Here is a 17917-nt window from a genome sequence, read left to right on the forward strand (position 1 = left end):
GCGAAACGCTTCAAATTCAAAGTAAACCGTGCAGCTGCAACTTCTTGCGCAGCGTATTGCGATTGATGCCGAGGTAGGCGGCGGCCAGCGACTGGTTGCGCTCGGCGCGCACCATCACGGCTTCGAGCAGCGGGCGCTCGACGGCCTCCAGCACCATGTTGTACATATTGGAAGGCTCTTCGCCGTCCAGATCCCGAAAGTAACTATCCAGGCTGTCCCGGATGCACTGGTCGATAGCGTTGCGGCTCATGCGGCAAGCAACTCCCCTTTGTCGTTGTCGTTGTCGTTGTTGTTGTTCGCTTCTTCTCCGCCGGCATCTGCCTCATCGACATAGACGAGCCGGTCTGACCATTGCGCCTGCTCATCGAAGAAGGCGTTGACCGCGGCCAGTTGTTCGCCGGTGCTTTCCAGCGTGTTCATGCGGTGGCGGAACAGGTTTGCGCCGCGCAGCCCGCGCGTGTACCACGCGATATGCTTGCGCGCGGTGCGCACGCCGGTGAACTCGCCATAGAACGCATAGTGGTCTTCGAGGTGCGCGTTCATGATCGCGCGGATCTCGGCCACTTCGGGCGACGGCAGCAGTTCGCCGGTTTTCATGAAGTGCTCGATCTCACGGAACAGCCAAGGCCGGCCTTGCGCCGCGCGGCCGATCATGATGGCGTCGGCGCCCGTCAGCGCCAGCACCTGCTTCGCCTTCTGCGGCGTGGTGATGTCGCCGTTGGCTACCACCGGGATACGGAGCTCGGCCTTGACCGCGGCGATGGTCTCGTACTCGGCATCGCCGTGGTACAAGTCCGCGCGCGTGCGGCCGTGGATGGTCAGCATGCTGATGCCCGCGTCTTCCACCATGCGCGCAATGCGCAGCGCATTGCGGTTCTCGCGGTTCCAGCCGGTGCGGATCTTGAGCGTGACCGGCACGCGATCGCCGACGGCGGCGACCACGGCCTCGACAATGCGCACCACCAGCGGCTCGTTCTGCAGCAGCGCGGACCCCGCGGCCACATTGCAGACCTTCTTGGCCGGGCAGCCCATATTGATATCGATGATCTGCGCGCCGCGATCGACGTTGTAGCGCGCAGCCTCGGCCATCATGCCTGGCTCCGCGCCGGCGATCTGCACCGAGATCGGTTCGACCTCGCCGGCATGGTTCGCGCGGCGCATGGTCTTCTCGCTTTTCCACAGCTGTGCGTTGGACGCCACCATCTCCGACACCGCGTAGCCTGCCCCGAGCTGCTTGCACAGCTGGCGGAAAGGGCGATCCGTCACACCCGCCATGGGGGCGACGAACAGGTTGTTGCGAAGTTGGTGTGGTCCTATCTGCACGTTGGGCGGGCGATGCCGGCCAGCGCTGATCCCGGCGGCGCGCGTGCTGCGCTATGCGAAACGGGATTGCCCGGCGGCGTAACTGGAGTGAAACGAAAAAACACACCCGTGCCGAAACGGCTGTCGGCAATGTTCACGGGCATGAGCGAGGGCTGGATTCTACCGCCAAACGACTGCTGCTGCCCAAGAATTGAGCATCAAAGCAAGAGGCGAAGTCCGAAAATGCCTCGAATAGATTACCTGGCGCATGGCGGGAGCCGCTGTCGCGGTCCCGTCATTGTGGATCACCGGCGCATGCCGTACATCATGTGGCGCGCCAGCGCATGCTTGAGCGGTGACACGCAAGCCAGCGCCGCCAGGGACGCGCCTCGCGCATGCGCGGCCAGCGGGGACGGGATGCCGAACACGCGCGGCAGCAGGTCGGTGACGCCGATGGTCACAGCGCGGTCCAGCCTGTGGCGCGATGCGAAGGCCTGCAGCGAGCGCGGCGAGCAGCCCGCACGCAGGGAATCGGCAAGCGCAAATGCATCGCGAAGGCCCAGGTTCAGTCCCTGGCCCGCCACCGGGTGCAGCGTCTGGGCGGCATTGCCAACTGCCGCGATGCGGCCATCGACCGTTACCGGTGCGGCATTGAGCCCGAGCGGGAACGCGTGGCGCTTGCCAGCCAGCGTGAAGCGCCCTAGGCGGTCGCCGAACACGGCATTAAGCTCCTCCGCGAACTCCGCATCGCTCAGTGCGATGCGCCGCGCGGCCTGGTCGGGCGGGCAGCACCAGACGAGCGCGTAGCCGTCGATGCCGTGCTCGTCATAGGGCAACAGCGCCAGCGGCCCTTCCTCGGTGAACCGCTCCCACGCCCAGCCGTGGCGCGGGCGCGAGCACGCAACATGGCCGATCACAGCGGTTTGCCGGTAGTCGCGATGCCGCGAGCCCTGGCCCGCATGCGCGACCTGCTGGTGGAAGAGGCCGCCTTCAGCCTGGATCGCGATGCGCGCGGTAAAGCGCGCCACTTGACCGTCAGTCGCCGTGCCGGTGAGATGGACCTCGCCGCTCATCGCATCGATGCCGTCGAAGTCGCCGCCGATCAGCGGATCCTGATGGAGGTCGTCGATGCGGGTTTCGAACACGCGCAGCAGGCGCGATTCGCCTGCCTGATGCGTGGCCCGGCCGAGCGCGCGCTCGAGCACGTTGCACAGCTCGCCATAGCGCACCACGTAGCCAAGCGCCGGCACCCCGTAGTCCTCGTGGTGCAGCTTCACATGGCCTAGGCGCCCGCGCTGCGAGACATGGATGTGCTCGATCGCCGTGCCGGCGACGGGCCATGCGCCGATCTGCTCCAGCAACTGGCGGCTGCCGTGGGACAGCGCGATGGCGCGCGGGTCGCGCGCCGCGCGCGCCGGCGTGGCGGCGTCGATCAGCGTAATGCGCCAGTCGGTAGCCAGCAGCAACTGGCAAGCCAGCGCCAGCCCTACCGGGCCGCCACCGACGATGGCGATGTCGCGGACTTCAGGTTCGGCCTGCGTCATTGCCGGGACTCCGGTCCGTGTTGATATCCGATGCCGGCTCCGCCTGCGCGCCGCGCTTCCAGCAGACCGCGTCGGAGCGCGACTTGCCGGCCGAGGCATCGCGCAGCGCGTTGTCGAGCTTCTGCTGGTTGAAGCCAGGCAGCGCCTGCAGCCGCTCGAGCAGAGCGGTGGCATTGGCGGCATCCATTGGCGTCACGCAGCCCTGGCCGCTATCGGCGGCGCCGATCAGGATCAGCCAGACTTTGCCCGCCCATGGCGCTGCGTTGGACACACGCACCACGACGCGTTCGAGCGTGTCCCACATGACTTCTTCGCGCTGGCCGTCGGGTCGGTGCACCACCACGCGGTCATCGTAAAGGTTGATCACGAACGGTTCGCTCGGATCGACGTGGCGCTTTACAGGCGGGTTATGCGGTGTTCCGGTATTGCCGGGGAACAGTCGGCGCAGCCATCCGATCATGCCTTGCCTCCGTTCAGGGTGTTGCGGTCTCGCATTAGCGCTTCGATCTCGTCGGCCTTGACCGGCACGCCGCGCGTGATGATCTCGCAGTCGCCGTTCGTGACCACGGCATCGTCCTCGATGCGGATGCCGATATGCCAGTAGCGCTCGGGCACGTCCTCGGCAGGGCGCACGTAGATGCCGGGTTCGACCGTCACCACCATGCCCGCCTCCAGCGGCCGCCACGGGCGTTCGCCGTCTGCCGCGGGCGTGGCCGTGCGGTATTCGCCTACGTCATGCACGTCCATGCCGAGCCAGTGGCCGGTGCGGTGCATGTAGAAGCGGCGATAGCTGCCGCTGGCCAGCACGTCGTCGAGCGTGCCTTCCTTGTTGCGATCGAGCAGGCCGGTGTCGAGCATGCCCTGCGCGAGCACGCGCACCGCGGCATCGTGCGGCACGTTGTACGGCACGCCGACGCGCGTCTCGGCAATGGCGGCGTCCTGTGCGGCCAGCACCAGGTCATAAAGTTCGCGCTGGGCCGGCGAAAAGCGGCCCGATACGGGGAACGTGCGTGTGATATCGGACGCGTAGCCATCGAATTCGCAGCCGGCATCGATCAGGCACAGGTCGCCGTCGCGAAGTTCGGCGGGGCCCGCGCGGTAGTGCAGCACGCAGGCATTGGGACCCGCCGCGACGATCGAGTTGTAGGCCACGCTCTGCGCGCCGTGGCGGCGGAATTCGTACAGCAGCTCGGCTTCGAGGTGGTATTCCCGCAGGCCGTGACGCGAGGCCTGCATGGCGCGCACGTGGGCGCCTGCCGAGATTTCGCCGGCGCGGCGCATGGTGGCCAGTTCGCCGGTATCCTTGATCAGCCGCATTTCGTCGAGCAGCGTGCGGATGTCGGTCGCAACCGAGGGCGCTGCAACACCCGCGCGGCCCTGCATGCGCACCGCATCGAGCCAGCGGCGCACCTGCATGTCGGTGCGCGTCGAGGCAGCGAGCGGATACGCGAGCTGCGCGCGATTGGCGAGCAGGCCAGGCAGGATCGCGTCGATTTCCTCGACCGAATGCGCTTCATCGAAGCCGAAGGTCGCGCGTGCGCCTTCCGGGCCGTAGCGGAAGCCGTCCCAGATCTCGCGTTCCTCATGCTTGGGGCGGCAGAAAAGGATGCTGCGGTCGGGTTCGGCACCCTGGCCGGCCACCAGCACCAGCACGGACTCGGGCTCGGTGAAGCCGGTCAGGTAATAGAAATAGCTGTCGTGCCGGTACGGATAGTCGCTGTCGCGGTTGCGCATGGCTTCCGGCGCCGTGGGCAGGATGGCCACGCCACCGCCGCTAGCGCGCAGGTGCTGCAGCACGCGCGCGCGGCGATCGCGGCAGGCGGACAAGAGGGCTGAATCGGGTGCGGACATAGGATCGCCAACTGTGTAGGGGGAATGCATCAGATTCTAACGCCGCCGGCGCGCAGGGCCCGGCGGCGCTGGCAAGCGGCTCAGGCGCCGCCTGCGATCGCGGTACCGCGCGAGGCGACAGCGTCGTTCAGTGCGGCAAGCTGGGCAGGCGTGCCGACGTTTTCCCACAGGCCGTCGAAGCGCTCGCCGCTGGCTGTGCCTGCCGCGATGGCTGCGCGGTAGCTCGGGGTCATCGCGACCCTGGTGCCAGGGGCGATGTCGGTGAACAGGCGCGTGTCATAGAGGCCGATGTTGCCGAAGGTCAGGCGCTCGGCGTCCGGCGCAGTGTCCAGTGCAAGCAGGCCGTCGGCTCGCAGCGCGAAGTCGCCTGCCGGGTGGAACGGCGGGTTCGGCACCATCACCAGATGCATGCGCGGCGACGGCAAGCCGGCCATCTGGCGCGCACGCGGCAACAGCGTGCGGAAGTCGTATTCGCAGAAGATATCGCCGGAAACCGCAAGGAAGATCTCGCCGCGTTCCGGCGCGTGCGACAGCAGCGGCAAGGCCTTCGCAATGCCGCCGGCGGTCTCGAGCGCGCTGCCTTCGGCAGAGTACGCGATGCGCGCGCCATAGCGGCTGCCATCGCCCAGCGCCGCCTCGATCTGCTCGCCGAGCCACGCATGGTTGATGACGATGTCGCGCAGGCCCGCGCGCACCAGCGCCTCGATCTTCCAGACGATCAACGGCTTGCCGCCGACCGGCAGCAGCGGCTTGGGGCAGGTGTCGGTCAGCGGGCGCATGCGGTCGCCGCGGCCCGCGGCAAAGATCATGGCTTTCAAATCAGGGTCTCCATGGCGAGCAGGGTAGCCATGCCGCCAATGATGGTCCAGCCGATGCTGCGCGTGCGCGCGGCGATCACGATCGCCACCAGGCCGGCGACCAGCCTTGCATTGAACGGGCTCACGTAGAGTTCGCCGCCGCGCATCAGCAGGTCGGGTGCGATCAGCGCGGACAACATGGCTGCGGGCACGAACTGCAGGGCGGTACGGAACCACGACGGCAGCCGTACGCGGCCTTCCACGGCGATAAACGACAGGCGGATCAGGAACGTAGCCAGCCCCGCGCCAAGGAACACCCAGAGCAAGGTCAGCGAGCTCATGCCGTCTCCTTGCCGACGGCGGCCTTGCCTGCCGGCCGCTCGCCGGAGGTCTTGCCGCGGCCAAGCAGAAGCATGCCGGCGGCAATGCCGCCCAGCGCCGCGACCATCAGACCAAGCTTGTGCGGCATGCCGAAGCAGGCCACAGCTAGCGCGGTAGCGACCAGCGCCGCTGCGACCTGTGCGCGGTGCTTGAGGCCCGGCACGATGATGCCGATGAAAGTCAGCGGCAGGAAAAAATCGAGCGGCCAGTCGCGCGGCACCTGCGCGCCGACCAGCACGCCGGCCAGTGTCGACACCTGCCAGCTTGCCCACAGCGCGAAGCCGCCGCCGAAGTAATACCAGTGGCGATAGCGCTGGCGCGGCCCGGTATCGGCCAGGCGGTGCGTCATGGCAGCGAACGCCTCATCGGTCAGCAGATAGGCGATGAGCGCCTTCCAGCGGCGCGGCAGGTGCGCGAGCGTCGGCGCGATCGTGGCCGAGTAGAGCGCATGGCGCAGGTTCACCATCGCGACCGTGACCGCGATGATCAGTGCCGGCGTGCCGGCCGACCACAGTTGCGTGAGGATCATCTGCGACGCGCCGCCGAACACGATGGCACTCATCGCGCAGGCGAGCCACGCGGGCATGCCGGCGCCGACCGCCAGCACGCCATAGATCAGGCCGAACGGCACCACGCCCAGCAGCATGGGCGCGAGCGCGCGCATGCCGGCCCACCACTCGCCGGAGCGGGTGATGGTCTCGGAGCTTTCAGGAAGGCCGGTAGGGGGCACTGCTCGGCCCCCGTTCAGAACGTGTAGCCGGCCGGGCTTGCGGCGCCTTCGAGCGCGTCGAGCAGGCGGATCAGTTTGCGCAGTTCGGTGTAGCGGCCGGCGACCTGGCGCGTGTACTTGAGCACCAGCGGCAGGTTGGCGAGATAGCCGTCCTTGCCGTCGCGGTGGTACAGGCGCGCGAAGATGCCGAGCACCTTCAGGTGGCGCTGCAGGCCCATCCACTCGTAATCGCGGTAAAACTCGCCGAAGTCGGCGTTCACCGGCAGCCCGGCCTTGCGCGCGCGCTCCCAGTAGCGGATCAGCCAGTCGAGCTGCTGCTCCTCATTCCATTCGATGTAGGCATCGCGCCACAGCGACACCGCGTCGTAGGTGATCGGGCCGATCACGGCGTCCTGAAAGTCGAGTACGCCGGGATTGGCGCCGCCGGGAAGCACCATCAGGTTGCGCGAGTGGTAGTCGCGGTGCACGTAGACCTGCGGTTGCGCGAGGTTGTTGGCGAGAAGCGTATCCATCACTTCACGCAGGTCGGCCTGCTGGGCGTCCGTCAGCGTCGCGCCAACATGCTTGGCGATGTACCACTGCGGAAACAGGTCCAGCTCACGCTGGAGCAGGGCGCGGTCGTAGGCGGGCAGTTCGCCGGCACGGGTCGCGGCCTGGATACGGACGAGGGAGACCGCCGCGTCGGCATACATGCCGCTGGCGGAGGAGTCGTCGAGCCGCGACAGATAAGTCTGGCTGCCCAGGTCGGCCAGCAGCAGGAAGCCTTGGTCGAGATCCTGTTCGAGCACCGTCGGCACCGTGACGCCGGCGGCGCCGAACAGGGCCGCGACATGGACGAACGGCCGGCAGTCTTCATGCGAAGGCGGCGCATCCATCACGATCGCGGTCGGATGCGCGGGGTTGCCGGTGCTCACGCGGAAGTAGCGCCGGAAGCTCGCGTCGGACGAAGCGGGGGTGCAGGAATCAGGGTCGACGGACCAGTCCGGACCGAGTCCGGACACCCAGGATTTGAGCTGGTCCAGGCGTGGGTCGTGAAGAAGTGCTGCCATGCCGGAAATGGAGAATTGGTTGCCCCGTATAATACCCGACCAGACCCGGGCGCCGGGCGGCCCCCGGGAGGGGCTCACCGTTGCCCCGCAGCCTGTTCCGTGGGGGGCTGGCGGCTAGCAGGCAAGCCGTCGCCGCCGACGTGACTGACAACCCGCTCGCATGACCGAACAACGACGATCACCGAACAAACGAGCCAACAAGCCGCCTGCGCTTTCCGGCCTATCCAGCCGCACCGGCCGGCTGCCTGCCAGCGCCCTGCGGCCGCTGGTGCTGGCCATGGCCGGCCTGTCGGTGGGCGCGCACGCCCAGATGTCCAGTTCGGCGGTGCCAGACATCGATCAGACCGAGTCCGTGGTGGAAACCGCCCCGGAAGTGCCGTTGGCGCCGCCTGTGTCCGGCGAGCTCGTGCCGCGCCTGGCCGAGCCCGCGAAGACCACCCAGCCTGGGGAAAACCCACCAGCATTCGTGTCGGGCGACCGGCTCACCGGCTACAACGAGCGTGGCGTAGTGCTCGAAGGCAATGCCGAATTGCGCCGGGGCGGCGCCGTGGTCAAGGGCGACAAGCTGACCTACGACCAGGACACCGACGAAGCCTTCGCGCATGGCAATGCCCGTGTGTCGCGCGGCGGCGCGCTGGCCGTGGGCCCCGAGGCTCGTATGAAGGTCGAGGCGAACGAGGGCTACATGCTCTCGCCCGACTACTACTTCCAGCAGACCGGCGGTACGGGCAAGGCCGAACGCATCGATTTCATCGACAAGGACCGCAGTGTGATCAAGCGGGCCACGTACACGACGTGCTCGCCGGACAACGCCGACTGGTACTTCAGCGCGCGCCAGCTCGACCTGGACAGCGATCGCGAAGTGGGCGTGGCCTACGGCGGCGTGCTGCATTTCTTCGACGTGCCGATCGCGGGCGCCCCGGTGTTCAGCTTCCCGCTCACCGACGAGCGCCGCAGCGGTTTCCTGTCGCCGCTGTTCGGCTACGGGTCGAAATCGGGCCTCGACGTCACGCTCCCGTACTACTTCAACATCGCGCCGAACCGTGACCTGACGCTGTATCCGCGCATCATGACGTCGCGTGGTTTCATGCTCGGCGGCGACTACCGGTACATCGGCCAGGGATATTCGGGCCGGCTGCGCGCTGAAATCCTGCCGGATGACCGTCAGACGAATTCGAACCGCTGGTCCTATTCGTTCCAGCATACCCAGAACCTGGCGAAAGGGCTTAACGCTTACCTGAACCTGAACCGCGTATCGGACGACCGGTATCCGGACGATCTGACGCGTACCGTGGCGCAATCGACGCAGCGGCAGTACATCCAGGAAGGTGGTGTCACCTATAACTGGCAGGACTTCACGGTCCTCGCGCGCGTACAGAAGTTCCAGACGCTGCTGCCGAGCGGGCCGTCCTACGAGCGCGAGCCGCAGCTCAACGGCAAGTACATCCGCTATGACCTCGGCGGCTTCGACGTGCAGGTGGAGGCCGACTACACGCGTTTCCGCATCCCGCTGACCTCGACCGGCTTCCAGCAGCCGCAGGGCGAGCGCATGTTCGTGCAGCCGACCATCAGCTATCCGATCGTGCGGCCGGGCTGGTACGCGACGCCGAAGGTTATCTTCAACGCCACGCAGTACCAGATGGAGGCGCAAAGCAATACGCCGACGGCGCAGAACAACTTCTCTCGCACGGTACCGACATTCAGTTTCGATTCGGGCATGACCTTCGAGCGCGACGCGCCGACCATGAGCCGGGTGTTCGGGGTCAACTACCTGCAGACGCTCGAGCCGCGGCTGTTCTACGTCTACACGCCGTTCCGCGACCAGAGCCAGTTTCCGCTGTTCGATACCGTGCAGTCGGACTTCGGTTACGGCCAGATCTTTTCCGAGAACCCGTTCACCGGCTATGACCGGGTGGCCGACAACAATAAGCTGACTGCCGGCCTGACCACGCGTTTGATCGAAGCCGACACCGGCATCGAGCGTTTCCGCGGCACCATCGCGCAACGCTACGACTTCAGTGGCCAGCGCGTGCAGATCAACGGCACGCTGACGGATCCGAAGGCCGGGAGCTCCGACCTGCTGGCCGCCACGACCATTCAGCTGTTCCGTGGTTACTACCTGGATGCAGGCATCCAATACAATCCGGATTCGGAACACATCAACTACTCGAACCTGGCGTTCGCGTGGCGTCCGGAGCCGCGCAAGCTGCTCAACGTGGGCTACCGCTACCGGCGGGCCACGTCGGTCACGGACAACACCGCCATCGACCAGTTCGAGATTTCCGGTCAGTGGCCCATTACCCAGCGCGCCTATGGCATAGGCCGTTTCGCGTTCGACCGCAATGCGAACCAGATGGTCGATGCGCTCGCCGGCCTGGAATACGCGGCTGACTGCTGGGTGGGCCGCGTGGTCTACCAGCGCTACCGCAATACCACGCAGGGCTATACCGGCCGGATCTTCCTGCAGGTGGAGTTCCGCGGACTGTCGAAGATCGGCTCGAATCCGCTTGATATCCTGCGCCTGAATGTTCCTGGGTACGAACCTGTCACCGCCAAGCCGGTGCCGACGACCCAGTTTGATCACTATGAATGACGGATTACGATGAAACGTCAAGAATTCGCCTTGTTTTCCCTGACCCTGATGTTGTCGCCGTGGCGCCGCGTTCTGCTGCCGGCCGTGCTCGCGGCCATGGCCGGGCCGGCCCTGGCCCAGCTCAAGGCGCCTTCCCAAGCACCGCGCGCTACAGGCATCTTTGTGCCGCAATCGTCGGACGTGGCCGTGCCGTCGAGCCAGCCGCAACTCGGCGTGCCGCAGCCCAGCAGCGGCGGCAAGCGTTCGCAACTCGTCGATGAAGTGGTCGCGGTGGTCAACAACAGCGTGATCACGCGCCGCGAACTGCTCGACCGTGCCGACGAAATCGAAGCGCAACTGCGCACCGCCAACCGGCCGGCGCCGCCGCGCGCGGACCTGCTCGGTGAAGTGCTCGAACGCCTGATCATGGAACGCGTGCAGACCCAGGCCGCGCAGGATGCCGGCATCAAGGTGACTGACCAGGAACTCGACCGCGCAATCGAATCCGTCGCACAGCAGAACCGCCTGAGCGCGACAGAACTGCGCCGCCGTGTCGAGGCCAGCGGCATGACGTGGACCAAGTATCGCGACGAACTGCGCAAGCAGGTGCAGGTGATCCGCCTGCGCGAACGCGAAGTGGATTCAAAGGTACAGGTCTACGACGGCGAAATCGACAACTACCTCGCCGCGCGCGGCGGTCAGGGCGCGGCGGCCACCGGGCCAACCGAGTTCAATGTGTCCCAGATCCTCGTGCGCGTGCCGGAGAATGCCTCCGATGCGCAGAAGCAGGAACTCAAGACCAAGGCCGAGCAACTGCTCAAGCAGGCGCAGGGCGGTGCCGACTTCGCCCAGCTCGCGCAAGCAAATTCCCAGGGGCCCGAAGCGGCGCAGGGCGGTGCGATAGGCTTCCGCGAGATTGGCCGCCTGCCGGCACTGTTCGCCAACGCCGTGGTCGACCTGCAGCCGGGCGCCGTGGCGCCCGAGGTGGTGGAAAGCGCCAACGGTTTCCACATCCTGAAGCTGACCGCCAAGCGCGTGGCGCCTGCGTCGACATCGGCTTCCAGTCCTGCCGCGGCTTCCCGCATCACGCAGACTCAGGTCCGCCACATCCTGATCCGTACGGGCCCGAACATGCCCGAAGCCGAGGCGCGCCGCCAGCTCGGCACCCTGCGTGACCGCATCACGCACGGCGGTGACTTTGCCGACGCCGCCAAGCGCTTCTCGCAGGACGGCTCGGCGCAGGCCGGCGGCGAACTGGGCTGGGTCTCGCCCGGTGAACTGGTGCCCGAATTCGAGCAGGCCATGAACCGGCTGCGCCCCGGCGAGATCTCGGAACCGGTGGTCACGCAGTTCGGCGTGCACCTGATCCAGGTAGAGAACCGCCGCGAGACCGAGATGGCACCAGAGAAGCAGCGCGACTTCGCCCGCGCCGAAATCCGCGAGCAGAAGCTGCGCGCGGCCTATGATGACTGGGTGCGCCAGCTGCGTTCGCAGGCGTACGTCGAGTACCGCGTCAACCGACAGCGCTGAGGTACCCGCCGCCCCCGCCGCCCCGTAGCACGACCACGACATGCCCGACCCGCTTGCGCTAGCCATTTCTACCGGTGAACCCGCCGGTATCGGCCCTGACATCACCATCGGGGCGCTGCTGCAACTCGCGGGTCAGAACGGGCACGCCCGTTACCATGTGCTTGGTGATGCGCACCTGCTGGCCTCCCGGGCCGCGGCGCTGGGCGTTGCGCATGCGTGGGAGCGCCGCATCGCCGAGGGCGAAGTGGTCATCCATCATGTGCCGTTGGCCGTCGCGTGCGAGCCGGGCCGGCTCGATGCGCGCAACGGTCCCTATGTGCTGTCGATGCTCGATGCCGCGATTGCGGGCTGCCGCACGCATGCCGGCGCACCGGCGCGCTTTGCCGCCATGGTCACGGCGCCCGTGCAGAAGAGCACGATCAACGATGCCGGCGTGCCGTTCACCGGCCATACCGAATACCTCGCCGAAGCCGCGGGCGTACCGCGCGTGGTGATGATGCTGGCCGGCCCGCAGCCGGCGCACGCCAACGCCATGCTGCGCGTGGCGCTGGCCACGACGCACCTGCCGCTGCGCGCCGTGGCCGACGCCGTGACGGTGCCGCTGCTGCTGGAGACGCTGTCGATCATCGACGCCGACCTGCGCCGCTGGTTTGGCATTGCACGCCCCCGCATCCTGGTGACCGGACTCAATCCCCACGCGGGAGAGAGCGGTCACATGGGTCGCGAGGAAATCAACGTCATCGAACCGGCGCTGGCGCAGGCGCGCGATGCCGGCATCGACGCGCGCGGCCCGTACCCGGCCGACACGCTGTTCCAGCCGCGCCACCTGCGCGACGCCGACTGCGTACTGGCGATGTACCATGACCAGGGGCTCGCGCCCCTGAAGTACGGCACGTTCGGGCACGGCGTGAATATCACGCTGGGCCTGCCCTTTATCCGCACCTCGGTCGACCACGGCACCGCGCTCGACCTGGCCGGCAGCGGCCAGGCCGAGCATGGCAGCATGATCGAGGCTATCCGCAGTGCGGTCACCATGGCCGGACATGCCAACGGCAGGCATGCTTCAGCCAGGGTGCCGCACTAGTGGTGTATTCCTCCATGCGTTCAAACATGCACCAGGGCCACGTGGCCCGCAAGCGATTCGGCCAGAACTTCCTGGTCGACGATTCCATCATTCACGGCATCGTCAATGCCATCAATCCGTTGGCCGACGATGTGCTAGTGGAGATCGGCCCGGGCCTCGGCGCGCTGACCGATCCGCTGCTCGAGCGCGTGCCGCAGATGCAGGTGGTCGAGCTGGACCGCGATCTGGTCGAGCGCCTGCGGCGCCGCTATGGCGACCGCCTGCAGGTCCATGCCGGCGACGCGCTGGCCTTCGACTTCGGCAGGCTCGCGGTGCCCGGGCGGCCATTGCGCATCGTCGGCAACCTGCCGTACAACATTTCCAGCCCGCTGCTGTTCCACCTGATGGACTACGCCGACCACGTGCACGACCAGCACTTCATGCTGCAAAAGGAAGTGGTCGACCGCATGGTGGCTGAACCAGGCAGCAAGGCCTTCGGCCGACTGTCGATCATGCTCCAGGTGCGCTACCACATGGAGCATGTGCTCGACGTGCCGCCGGGTTCGTTCAATCCGCCGCCGAAGGTCGATTCCGCCGTGGTGCGCATGATCCCGTGGCCGCGCACGGAAAGCGGCCGGCTGCGCTCGCCGCATGCCGATTGCGACATTACCGTGCTCGGCGATCTGGTGACCGCAGCGTTCTCGCAGCGGCGCAAGGTGTTGCGCAATACGCTCTCGTTCCTGCGCGACCAGATCGATTTCGAGGCCATCGGCTTCGACCTTGGCCGCCGCGCTGAAGAGGTGCCGGTCGGCGAGTACGTCGAGCTGGCGCGCCGCCTGGGCGGCGATGCATCCGACAGATCGGCCGCCTGAAGGCCGGACCGCTTACATCCCCAAATTTCCGCGAATTTCCGCAATGACAGCCAACACGCAAACCAACAAGCGACCCGTCATCCTGACCGGCGATCGTCCCACCGGCCCGCTGCACCTCGGCCACTATGTCGGCTCGCTCAAGACGCGCGTGCAGCTGCAGGATACGCATGAGCAGTACCTGCTGCTGGCCGATACGCAGGCCATGACCGACAACGCGCACGATCCCGACAAGGTGCGCCGCAATGTGCTGGAAGTGGCGCTGGACTACCTGGCCGTCGGCATCGATCCGACGAAGACCACCATCACGGTGCAATCGTACCTGCCGGCGCTCGCCGAGCTGACGCTGATGTACCTGAACTTCGTCACGGTCTCGCGCCTGGAGCGCAACCCGACGATCAAGGAAGAAATCCAGGCGCGCGGTTTCGGCCGCGATATCCCGGCCGGCTTCATGTGCTATCCGGCTGCGCAGGCTGCGGACATCACCGCGTTCAAGGCCGACATCGTGCCCGTCGGTGAAGACCAGGCGCCGCTGATCGAGCAGACCAACGAGATCGTTCGCCGCATCAACCATCAGGTTGGCCGCGACGTGCTGAAGGAATGCCAGGCGCTGATCCCGAAGTTCGGCCGCCTGCCGGGCGTCGACGGCAAGGCCAAGATGAGCAAGTCGCAGGGCAACGCCATTGCGCTGGGCGCGAGCCCCGAGCAGGTCAAGGCAGCCGTGCATAGCATGTACACCGACCCGGATCACCTGAAGGTATCCGACCCGGGCAAGGTCGAAGGCAATATGGTGTTCACTTACCTGGATGCCTTCGACCCGAACACCGAAGAAGTCGAAGAACTCAAGGCGCACTATCGCCGCGGTGGCCTTGGCGACATGGTGCTCAAGCGCCGCGTCGAAGGCGTTCTGAACGAACTGCTGGGCCCGATCCGCGAGCGCCGTGAACAACTCGCCAAGGATCCGGACTATGTGTTCGACCTGCTGCGCGAGGGGACGAACCGGGCCAAGGCCATCACCCAGCAGACGCTGGACGAGGTCCGCGAGGCGCTGGGGATGTTCTCTTTTGGCAGCCGCTGAATCTTTGATCAGGCCGGCAACGGCCAACAAAAAACGCGCGGAACCGATCCGCGCGTTTTTTTATGCCTTGGAATCAGCCACTTCGGCAGCCACTTCAGCTGCGGCGGTTCACCAGCACGATCCCGCACAACACCAGTAATGCCGCCACAGCAAAGCGCGGTCCCACGGCGTCGTTCATCAGCGCCACGCCAAAGGCCACGCCGAACAGCGGTGTCAGGAACGAGAACACCGACAGCCGCGAGGCCAGATACCGGCGCAGCAACCAGAACCACGCCAGATAACTGGCAAACGCAATGAGCACTGACTGGTAGAACAGGCTGGCCAGCACCATGCCGTTGACCTGCACGCTCTCGGCCTGTCCGGCCATCAACGCCATGGCCAACAACAGCACACCCGACACCGCGAGCTGATAAAGCAACGTCTTGCTCGCCGGCGCACTTGCCAGCGGCGTCGCACGCACGACGACTGTCGTTGCAGCCCACAGCAAGCCCGCCACCACGCCCAGTGCATCGCCAGCCAGCGTGCTGCCGTGCGCCGATGTAGTCGTCATGCCATCGGCAAACGCGAGCACCATGCCGCAGAAGGCCAGCACCACGCCGAGCCACTGGCCACGGTGCAGCCGCTCGCCGGCCACGGCGAAATGCAGTCCGATCGCCGTGAAGATCGGCGCGGTGTACAGGAAGACCGCCATGCGCGATGCCGTGGTGTGGCCGAGTCCGACGAAGATGCAGAAGAACTCGGCACCGAACAGCAGGCCGGCAAGCAGTCCCGCGCCGAGCGTGCCGTCACGCCGCCAGATCGGCGTGCCGCGCCACGCGGCAAAGCCGAACACGAGCAGTGCCGCCACGGCGGACCGCACGCCGGCCTGAAGCACCGCGCCCATCAGCGGCGCGGTCAGCTTGATGACTACCTGTTGCAGTCCCCAGGCGGCGCACAGCACCACCATCAGGCCGATGGCGGCGCCATCGAGCGGGCGCCGGCTCAGGCTTTGCGCGTCCATGCCGGGCGCGCTCAGGGACGGCTGGCGTCGCGCGTGGAATGGCGCTCGATCAGTTCGATCTTGTAGCCGTCCGGGTCTTCGACGAAGGCGATTACCGTCGTGCCGCCCTTGACCGGACCGGCTTCACGCGCGACCTTGCCGCCCGCCACGCGGATGCGGTCGCAGGCCGCCGCGGCATTGTCGGTTTCCAGCGCGATGTGGCCGTAGGCGGTACCGAGGTCATACTTGTCGACGCCGTAGTTGTAGGTCAGTTCCAGCACCGCGGTCTCGCTTTCCGGGCCATAGCCGACGAAGGCCAGGCGGTACTTGTATTCCGGGTTGTCGCTCTGGCGCAGCAGCTGCATGCCGAGCACGCGGGTGTAGAAGTCGATGGAGCGCTGCAGGTCGCCGACGCGCAGCATGGTGTGGAGGAGTCGCATTTGAGATGCCCTATGAGTCGGGTCGTTCTTGGAGGGAGTGCGTCATTTTAGTGCGTTTGTGCCAAACGCACCGGCGGGCCGGCAGCGCGGCCGCGCTGCCGGGAGTAACGACTCAGAACGTCGGGAGCAACTCGGGCGGATGCGCGCGCAACTGCGCACGCGCGTCGCGGAATTCGGGGAAGATCGATTCCACGGTTTCCCAGAAGCGCGGGCCGTGGTTCATCTCCTTGAGGTGCGCCAGTTCGTGCGCGGCAACGTAGTCGATCATCGACATGGGGAAGTGCATGAGCCGCCAGTTCAGGCGGATCTTGCCATCCGCGGTGCAGCTGCCCCAGCGCGTGGCGGCCGAGGTCAGCGCAAATCCCGTGTGCCGCACGCCCAAGCGCTCGGCGTAGACGTCGAGCCGTTGCGGGAGCAGCCGGCGTGCCTGTTGCTGCAGCCAGCTCTGCACGCGGTCCTTGATCTGCTGCTCGTCGGCATGCGCGGGTAGCGACAGGTGCAGGATCCGGGTCTCGCCATTGAACAGCACTGCGCCGATCGGCGACTCGAGCGACAGCGTGATGGTTTGCCCAAGGAAGGGCAGGTTGGCGCCATCGCGCCATTGCACGGTCGGCAGCACGCGCTTCGATTCGCGCTGGCGCCACTCCGCTAGCTTGGTGAAGATCCAGCGCTGTTTCTCGAAGATCGCGGATTCGACGTCGGCGATCGTGACCCAGCGCGGCGCCGTGACCGACAGGCCGCGGTCATCGACCGTGAAGCCGATCGTGCGGCGTGTCGAGCGCTTGAGTCCGTAGTGCAGCGTGTGTTCGCCGACCTGGAGCCTGCGCGCATCGGGCTGCGGCGCGGGCCATGAGGCGGCAGTCGGCTCAGGAACCTGTGGCGCCAGCCCGGCGACGATCCCCGGCCCGCTGTCGGCCAGCGGCAGTTCCAGCTGTGCGCCGGGGGTGTCGGGGGCAGGGCGCAGCAAGCTCATGCGGCCGCGTTCCGGTAGCTCTGCGCGTCGATGCGGCGCATGTCGCGCTCGATCCAGTCGCGAACTTCCTGGTTGAGCTGGTCGGCAGTCTTGTTGGCCGATGGGATCGACGGGCCGATCGAGATCGTGATCATGCCCGGGTACTTCAGGAAGGAGTTGCGCGGCCATACGCGGCCCGAATTGACGGCCATCGGGATTACCCACGCGCCGGTTTCCACGGCAAGGCGGGCACCGCCACTCTTGTAGCGCGGATTTTCCAGGCCGGACGGCGTACGCGTGCCCTCGGGGAACATGATGATCCAGGCGCCTTCGGCGAGGCGCTCACGGCCCTGCCGTGCGGCGGAGGAGAACGCCTTGGTGCCTTCCTTGCGGTTGATGTGAACCATCTTCAGCATGCCGAGCGCCCAGCCGAAGAACGGCACCAGCAGCAGCTCACGCTTGAAGACATAGCACAGCGGCTTGGGCATCAGCGCGACATAGGCCACGGTTTCCCAGGCGGACTGGTGCTTGGAGAGCAGGACCACGGGCTTGTCGAGCATCTCGTCGAGATGCTCGCGGCCTTCCATCTGGTAGCGGATGCCGCACAGGACGCGCGCCGCACCGATCACGAGACGGGTCCAGCCGCGCACGAAGTCGAAGCGCCGCGCGGCGTTCAGGAACGGAAATGCGATAAAGCAGGCGCACGCATAGGGCGGCGTCAGCACCAGCAGGTACAGCGCGAACAGAAAGGAACGCAAAAAGATCATCGGGGGGCGCTTG

Annotated in this window: 18 protein-coding genes; 5 read left to right on the top strand and 13 right to left on the bottom strand. The window is 66.6% G+C overall.

What is annotated here, in order from left to right:
* Positions 1–16: 16 nt before the first annotated feature.
* The 9 genes from K2O51_RS14930 to K2O51_RS14970 form a co-directional block, all read right to left on the bottom strand.
* Complete coding sequence (locus K2O51_RS14930; protein ID WP_011296677.1) at positions 17–250, bottom strand: Fis family transcriptional regulator; 234 nt, start codon at positions 248–250, stop codon at positions 17–19.
* Positions 247–1323: a tRNA dihydrouridine synthase DusB gene (gene dusB, locus K2O51_RS14935; protein WP_220631288.1), complete on the bottom strand. Its 1077-nt coding sequence runs from the start codon at positions 1321–1323 to the stop codon at positions 247–249. The genes K2O51_RS14930 and dusB overlap by 4 nt, the downstream gene beginning before the upstream one ends.
* Before the next feature lie 284 nt (positions 1324–1607).
* Positions 1608–2846 (bottom strand): UbiH/UbiF/VisC/COQ6 family ubiquinone biosynthesis hydroxylase, encoded by a 1239-nt coding sequence (locus K2O51_RS14940; protein ID WP_220631289.1) that lies wholly within the window; start codon positions 2844–2846, stop codon positions 1608–1610.
* The gene (locus K2O51_RS14945; RefSeq protein ID WP_011296680.1) at positions 2827–3306 is read right to left on the bottom strand and encodes a hypothetical protein; all 480 of its coding nucleotides are present in this window, start codon (positions 3304–3306) and stop codon (positions 2827–2829) included. The genes K2O51_RS14940 and K2O51_RS14945 overlap by 20 nt, the downstream gene beginning before the upstream one ends.
* Positions 3303–4697 carry an aminopeptidase P N-terminal domain-containing protein gene (locus K2O51_RS14950; RefSeq protein ID WP_220631290.1) on the bottom strand — a complete coding sequence of 465 codons (1395 nt, stop codon included), beginning with the start codon at positions 4695–4697 and terminating at the stop codon, positions 3303–3305. Before K2O51_RS14950 ends, K2O51_RS14945 begins: the two co-directional genes overlap by 4 nt.
* A gap of 80 nt (positions 4698–4777) precedes the next feature.
* Complete coding sequence (murU, locus tag K2O51_RS14955) at positions 4778–5515, bottom strand: N-acetylmuramate alpha-1-phosphate uridylyltransferase MurU (RefSeq protein ID WP_011296682.1); 738 nt, start codon at positions 5513–5515, stop codon at positions 4778–4780.
* Positions 5512–5835: an AzlD domain-containing protein gene (locus tag K2O51_RS14960; RefSeq protein WP_011296683.1), complete on the bottom strand. Its 324-nt coding sequence runs from the start codon at positions 5833–5835 to the stop codon at positions 5512–5514. The genes murU and K2O51_RS14960 overlap by 4 nt, the downstream gene beginning before the upstream one ends.
* Positions 5832–6539, bottom strand: coding sequence for an AzlC family ABC transporter permease (locus K2O51_RS14965; protein ID WP_084791892.1), 708 nt, complete (start codon positions 6537–6539; stop codon positions 5832–5834). Before K2O51_RS14965 ends, K2O51_RS14960 begins: the two co-directional genes overlap by 4 nt.
* An 80-nt stretch (positions 6540–6619) precedes the next feature.
* Complete coding sequence (locus K2O51_RS14970; protein ID WP_011296685.1) at positions 6620–7654, bottom strand: aminoglycoside phosphotransferase family protein; 1035 nt, start codon at positions 7652–7654, stop codon at positions 6620–6622.
* Positions 7655–7814: 160 nt separating this feature from the next.
* Between K2O51_RS14970 and K2O51_RS14975 the strand changes: the two genes are divergently transcribed.
* From K2O51_RS14975 to trpS, 5 genes are read left to right on the top strand one after another with little or no spacing between them, the layout of a single operon-like run.
* The gene (locus K2O51_RS14975) at positions 7815–10247 is read left to right on the top strand and encodes an LPS-assembly protein LptD (protein ID WP_220631291.1); all 2433 of its coding nucleotides are present in this window, start codon (positions 7815–7817) and stop codon (positions 10245–10247) included.
* A 9-nt stretch (positions 10248–10256) separates the two neighbouring features.
* Positions 10257–11756, top strand: a complete 1500-nt coding sequence (locus tag K2O51_RS14980) for a peptidylprolyl isomerase (protein WP_140948939.1) — start codon at positions 10257–10259, stop codon at positions 11754–11756.
* A 40-nt stretch (positions 11757–11796) separates the two neighbouring features.
* Positions 11797–12840 carry a 4-hydroxythreonine-4-phosphate dehydrogenase PdxA gene (gene pdxA / locus K2O51_RS14985; RefSeq protein ID WP_011296688.1) on the top strand — a complete coding sequence of 348 codons (1044 nt, stop codon included), beginning with the start codon at positions 11797–11799 and terminating at the stop codon, positions 12838–12840.
* A 14-nt stretch (positions 12841–12854) separates the two neighbouring features.
* Positions 12855–13691 (top strand): 16S rRNA (adenine(1518)-N(6)/adenine(1519)-N(6))-dimethyltransferase RsmA, encoded by an 837-nt coding sequence (gene rsmA, locus K2O51_RS14990; protein WP_011296689.1) that lies wholly within the window; start codon positions 12855–12857, stop codon positions 13689–13691.
* Between the two features lie 43 nt (positions 13692–13734).
* Complete coding sequence (gene trpS / locus K2O51_RS14995) at positions 13735–14766, top strand: tryptophan--tRNA ligase (protein WP_041679471.1); 1032 nt, start codon at positions 13735–13737, stop codon at positions 14764–14766.
* Positions 14767–14860: 94 nt separating this feature from the next.
* Here trpS and K2O51_RS15000 read toward each other — a convergent pair whose 3' ends face one another.
* The 4 genes from K2O51_RS15000 to K2O51_RS15015 form a co-directional block, all read right to left on the bottom strand.
* Entirely contained in the window at positions 14861–15766 is a 906-nt protein-coding gene (locus tag K2O51_RS15000; RefSeq protein ID WP_011296691.1) for a DMT family transporter, read from the bottom strand.
* 11 nt (positions 15767–15777) lie between these two features.
* Positions 15778–16185: a lactoylglutathione lyase gene (gloA, locus tag K2O51_RS15005; protein WP_011296692.1), complete on the bottom strand. Its 408-nt coding sequence runs from the start codon at positions 16183–16185 to the stop codon at positions 15778–15780.
* Between the two features lie 112 nt (positions 16186–16297).
* Complete coding sequence (locus tag K2O51_RS15010; protein ID WP_220631292.1) at positions 16298–17158, bottom strand: M48 family metallopeptidase; 861 nt, start codon at positions 17156–17158, stop codon at positions 16298–16300.
* Positions 17155–17904, bottom strand: a complete 750-nt coding sequence (locus tag K2O51_RS15015; RefSeq protein WP_011296694.1) for a lysophospholipid acyltransferase family protein — start codon at positions 17902–17904, stop codon at positions 17155–17157. Before K2O51_RS15015 ends, K2O51_RS15010 begins: the two co-directional genes overlap by 4 nt.
* Positions 17905–17917: the final 13 nt, after the last annotated feature.

It is taken from the genome of Cupriavidus pinatubonensis (genome assembly GCF_019602855.1).
GTDB classification, from domain to species: domain Bacteria; phylum Pseudomonadota; class Gammaproteobacteria; order Burkholderiales; family Burkholderiaceae; genus Cupriavidus; species Cupriavidus pinatubonensis.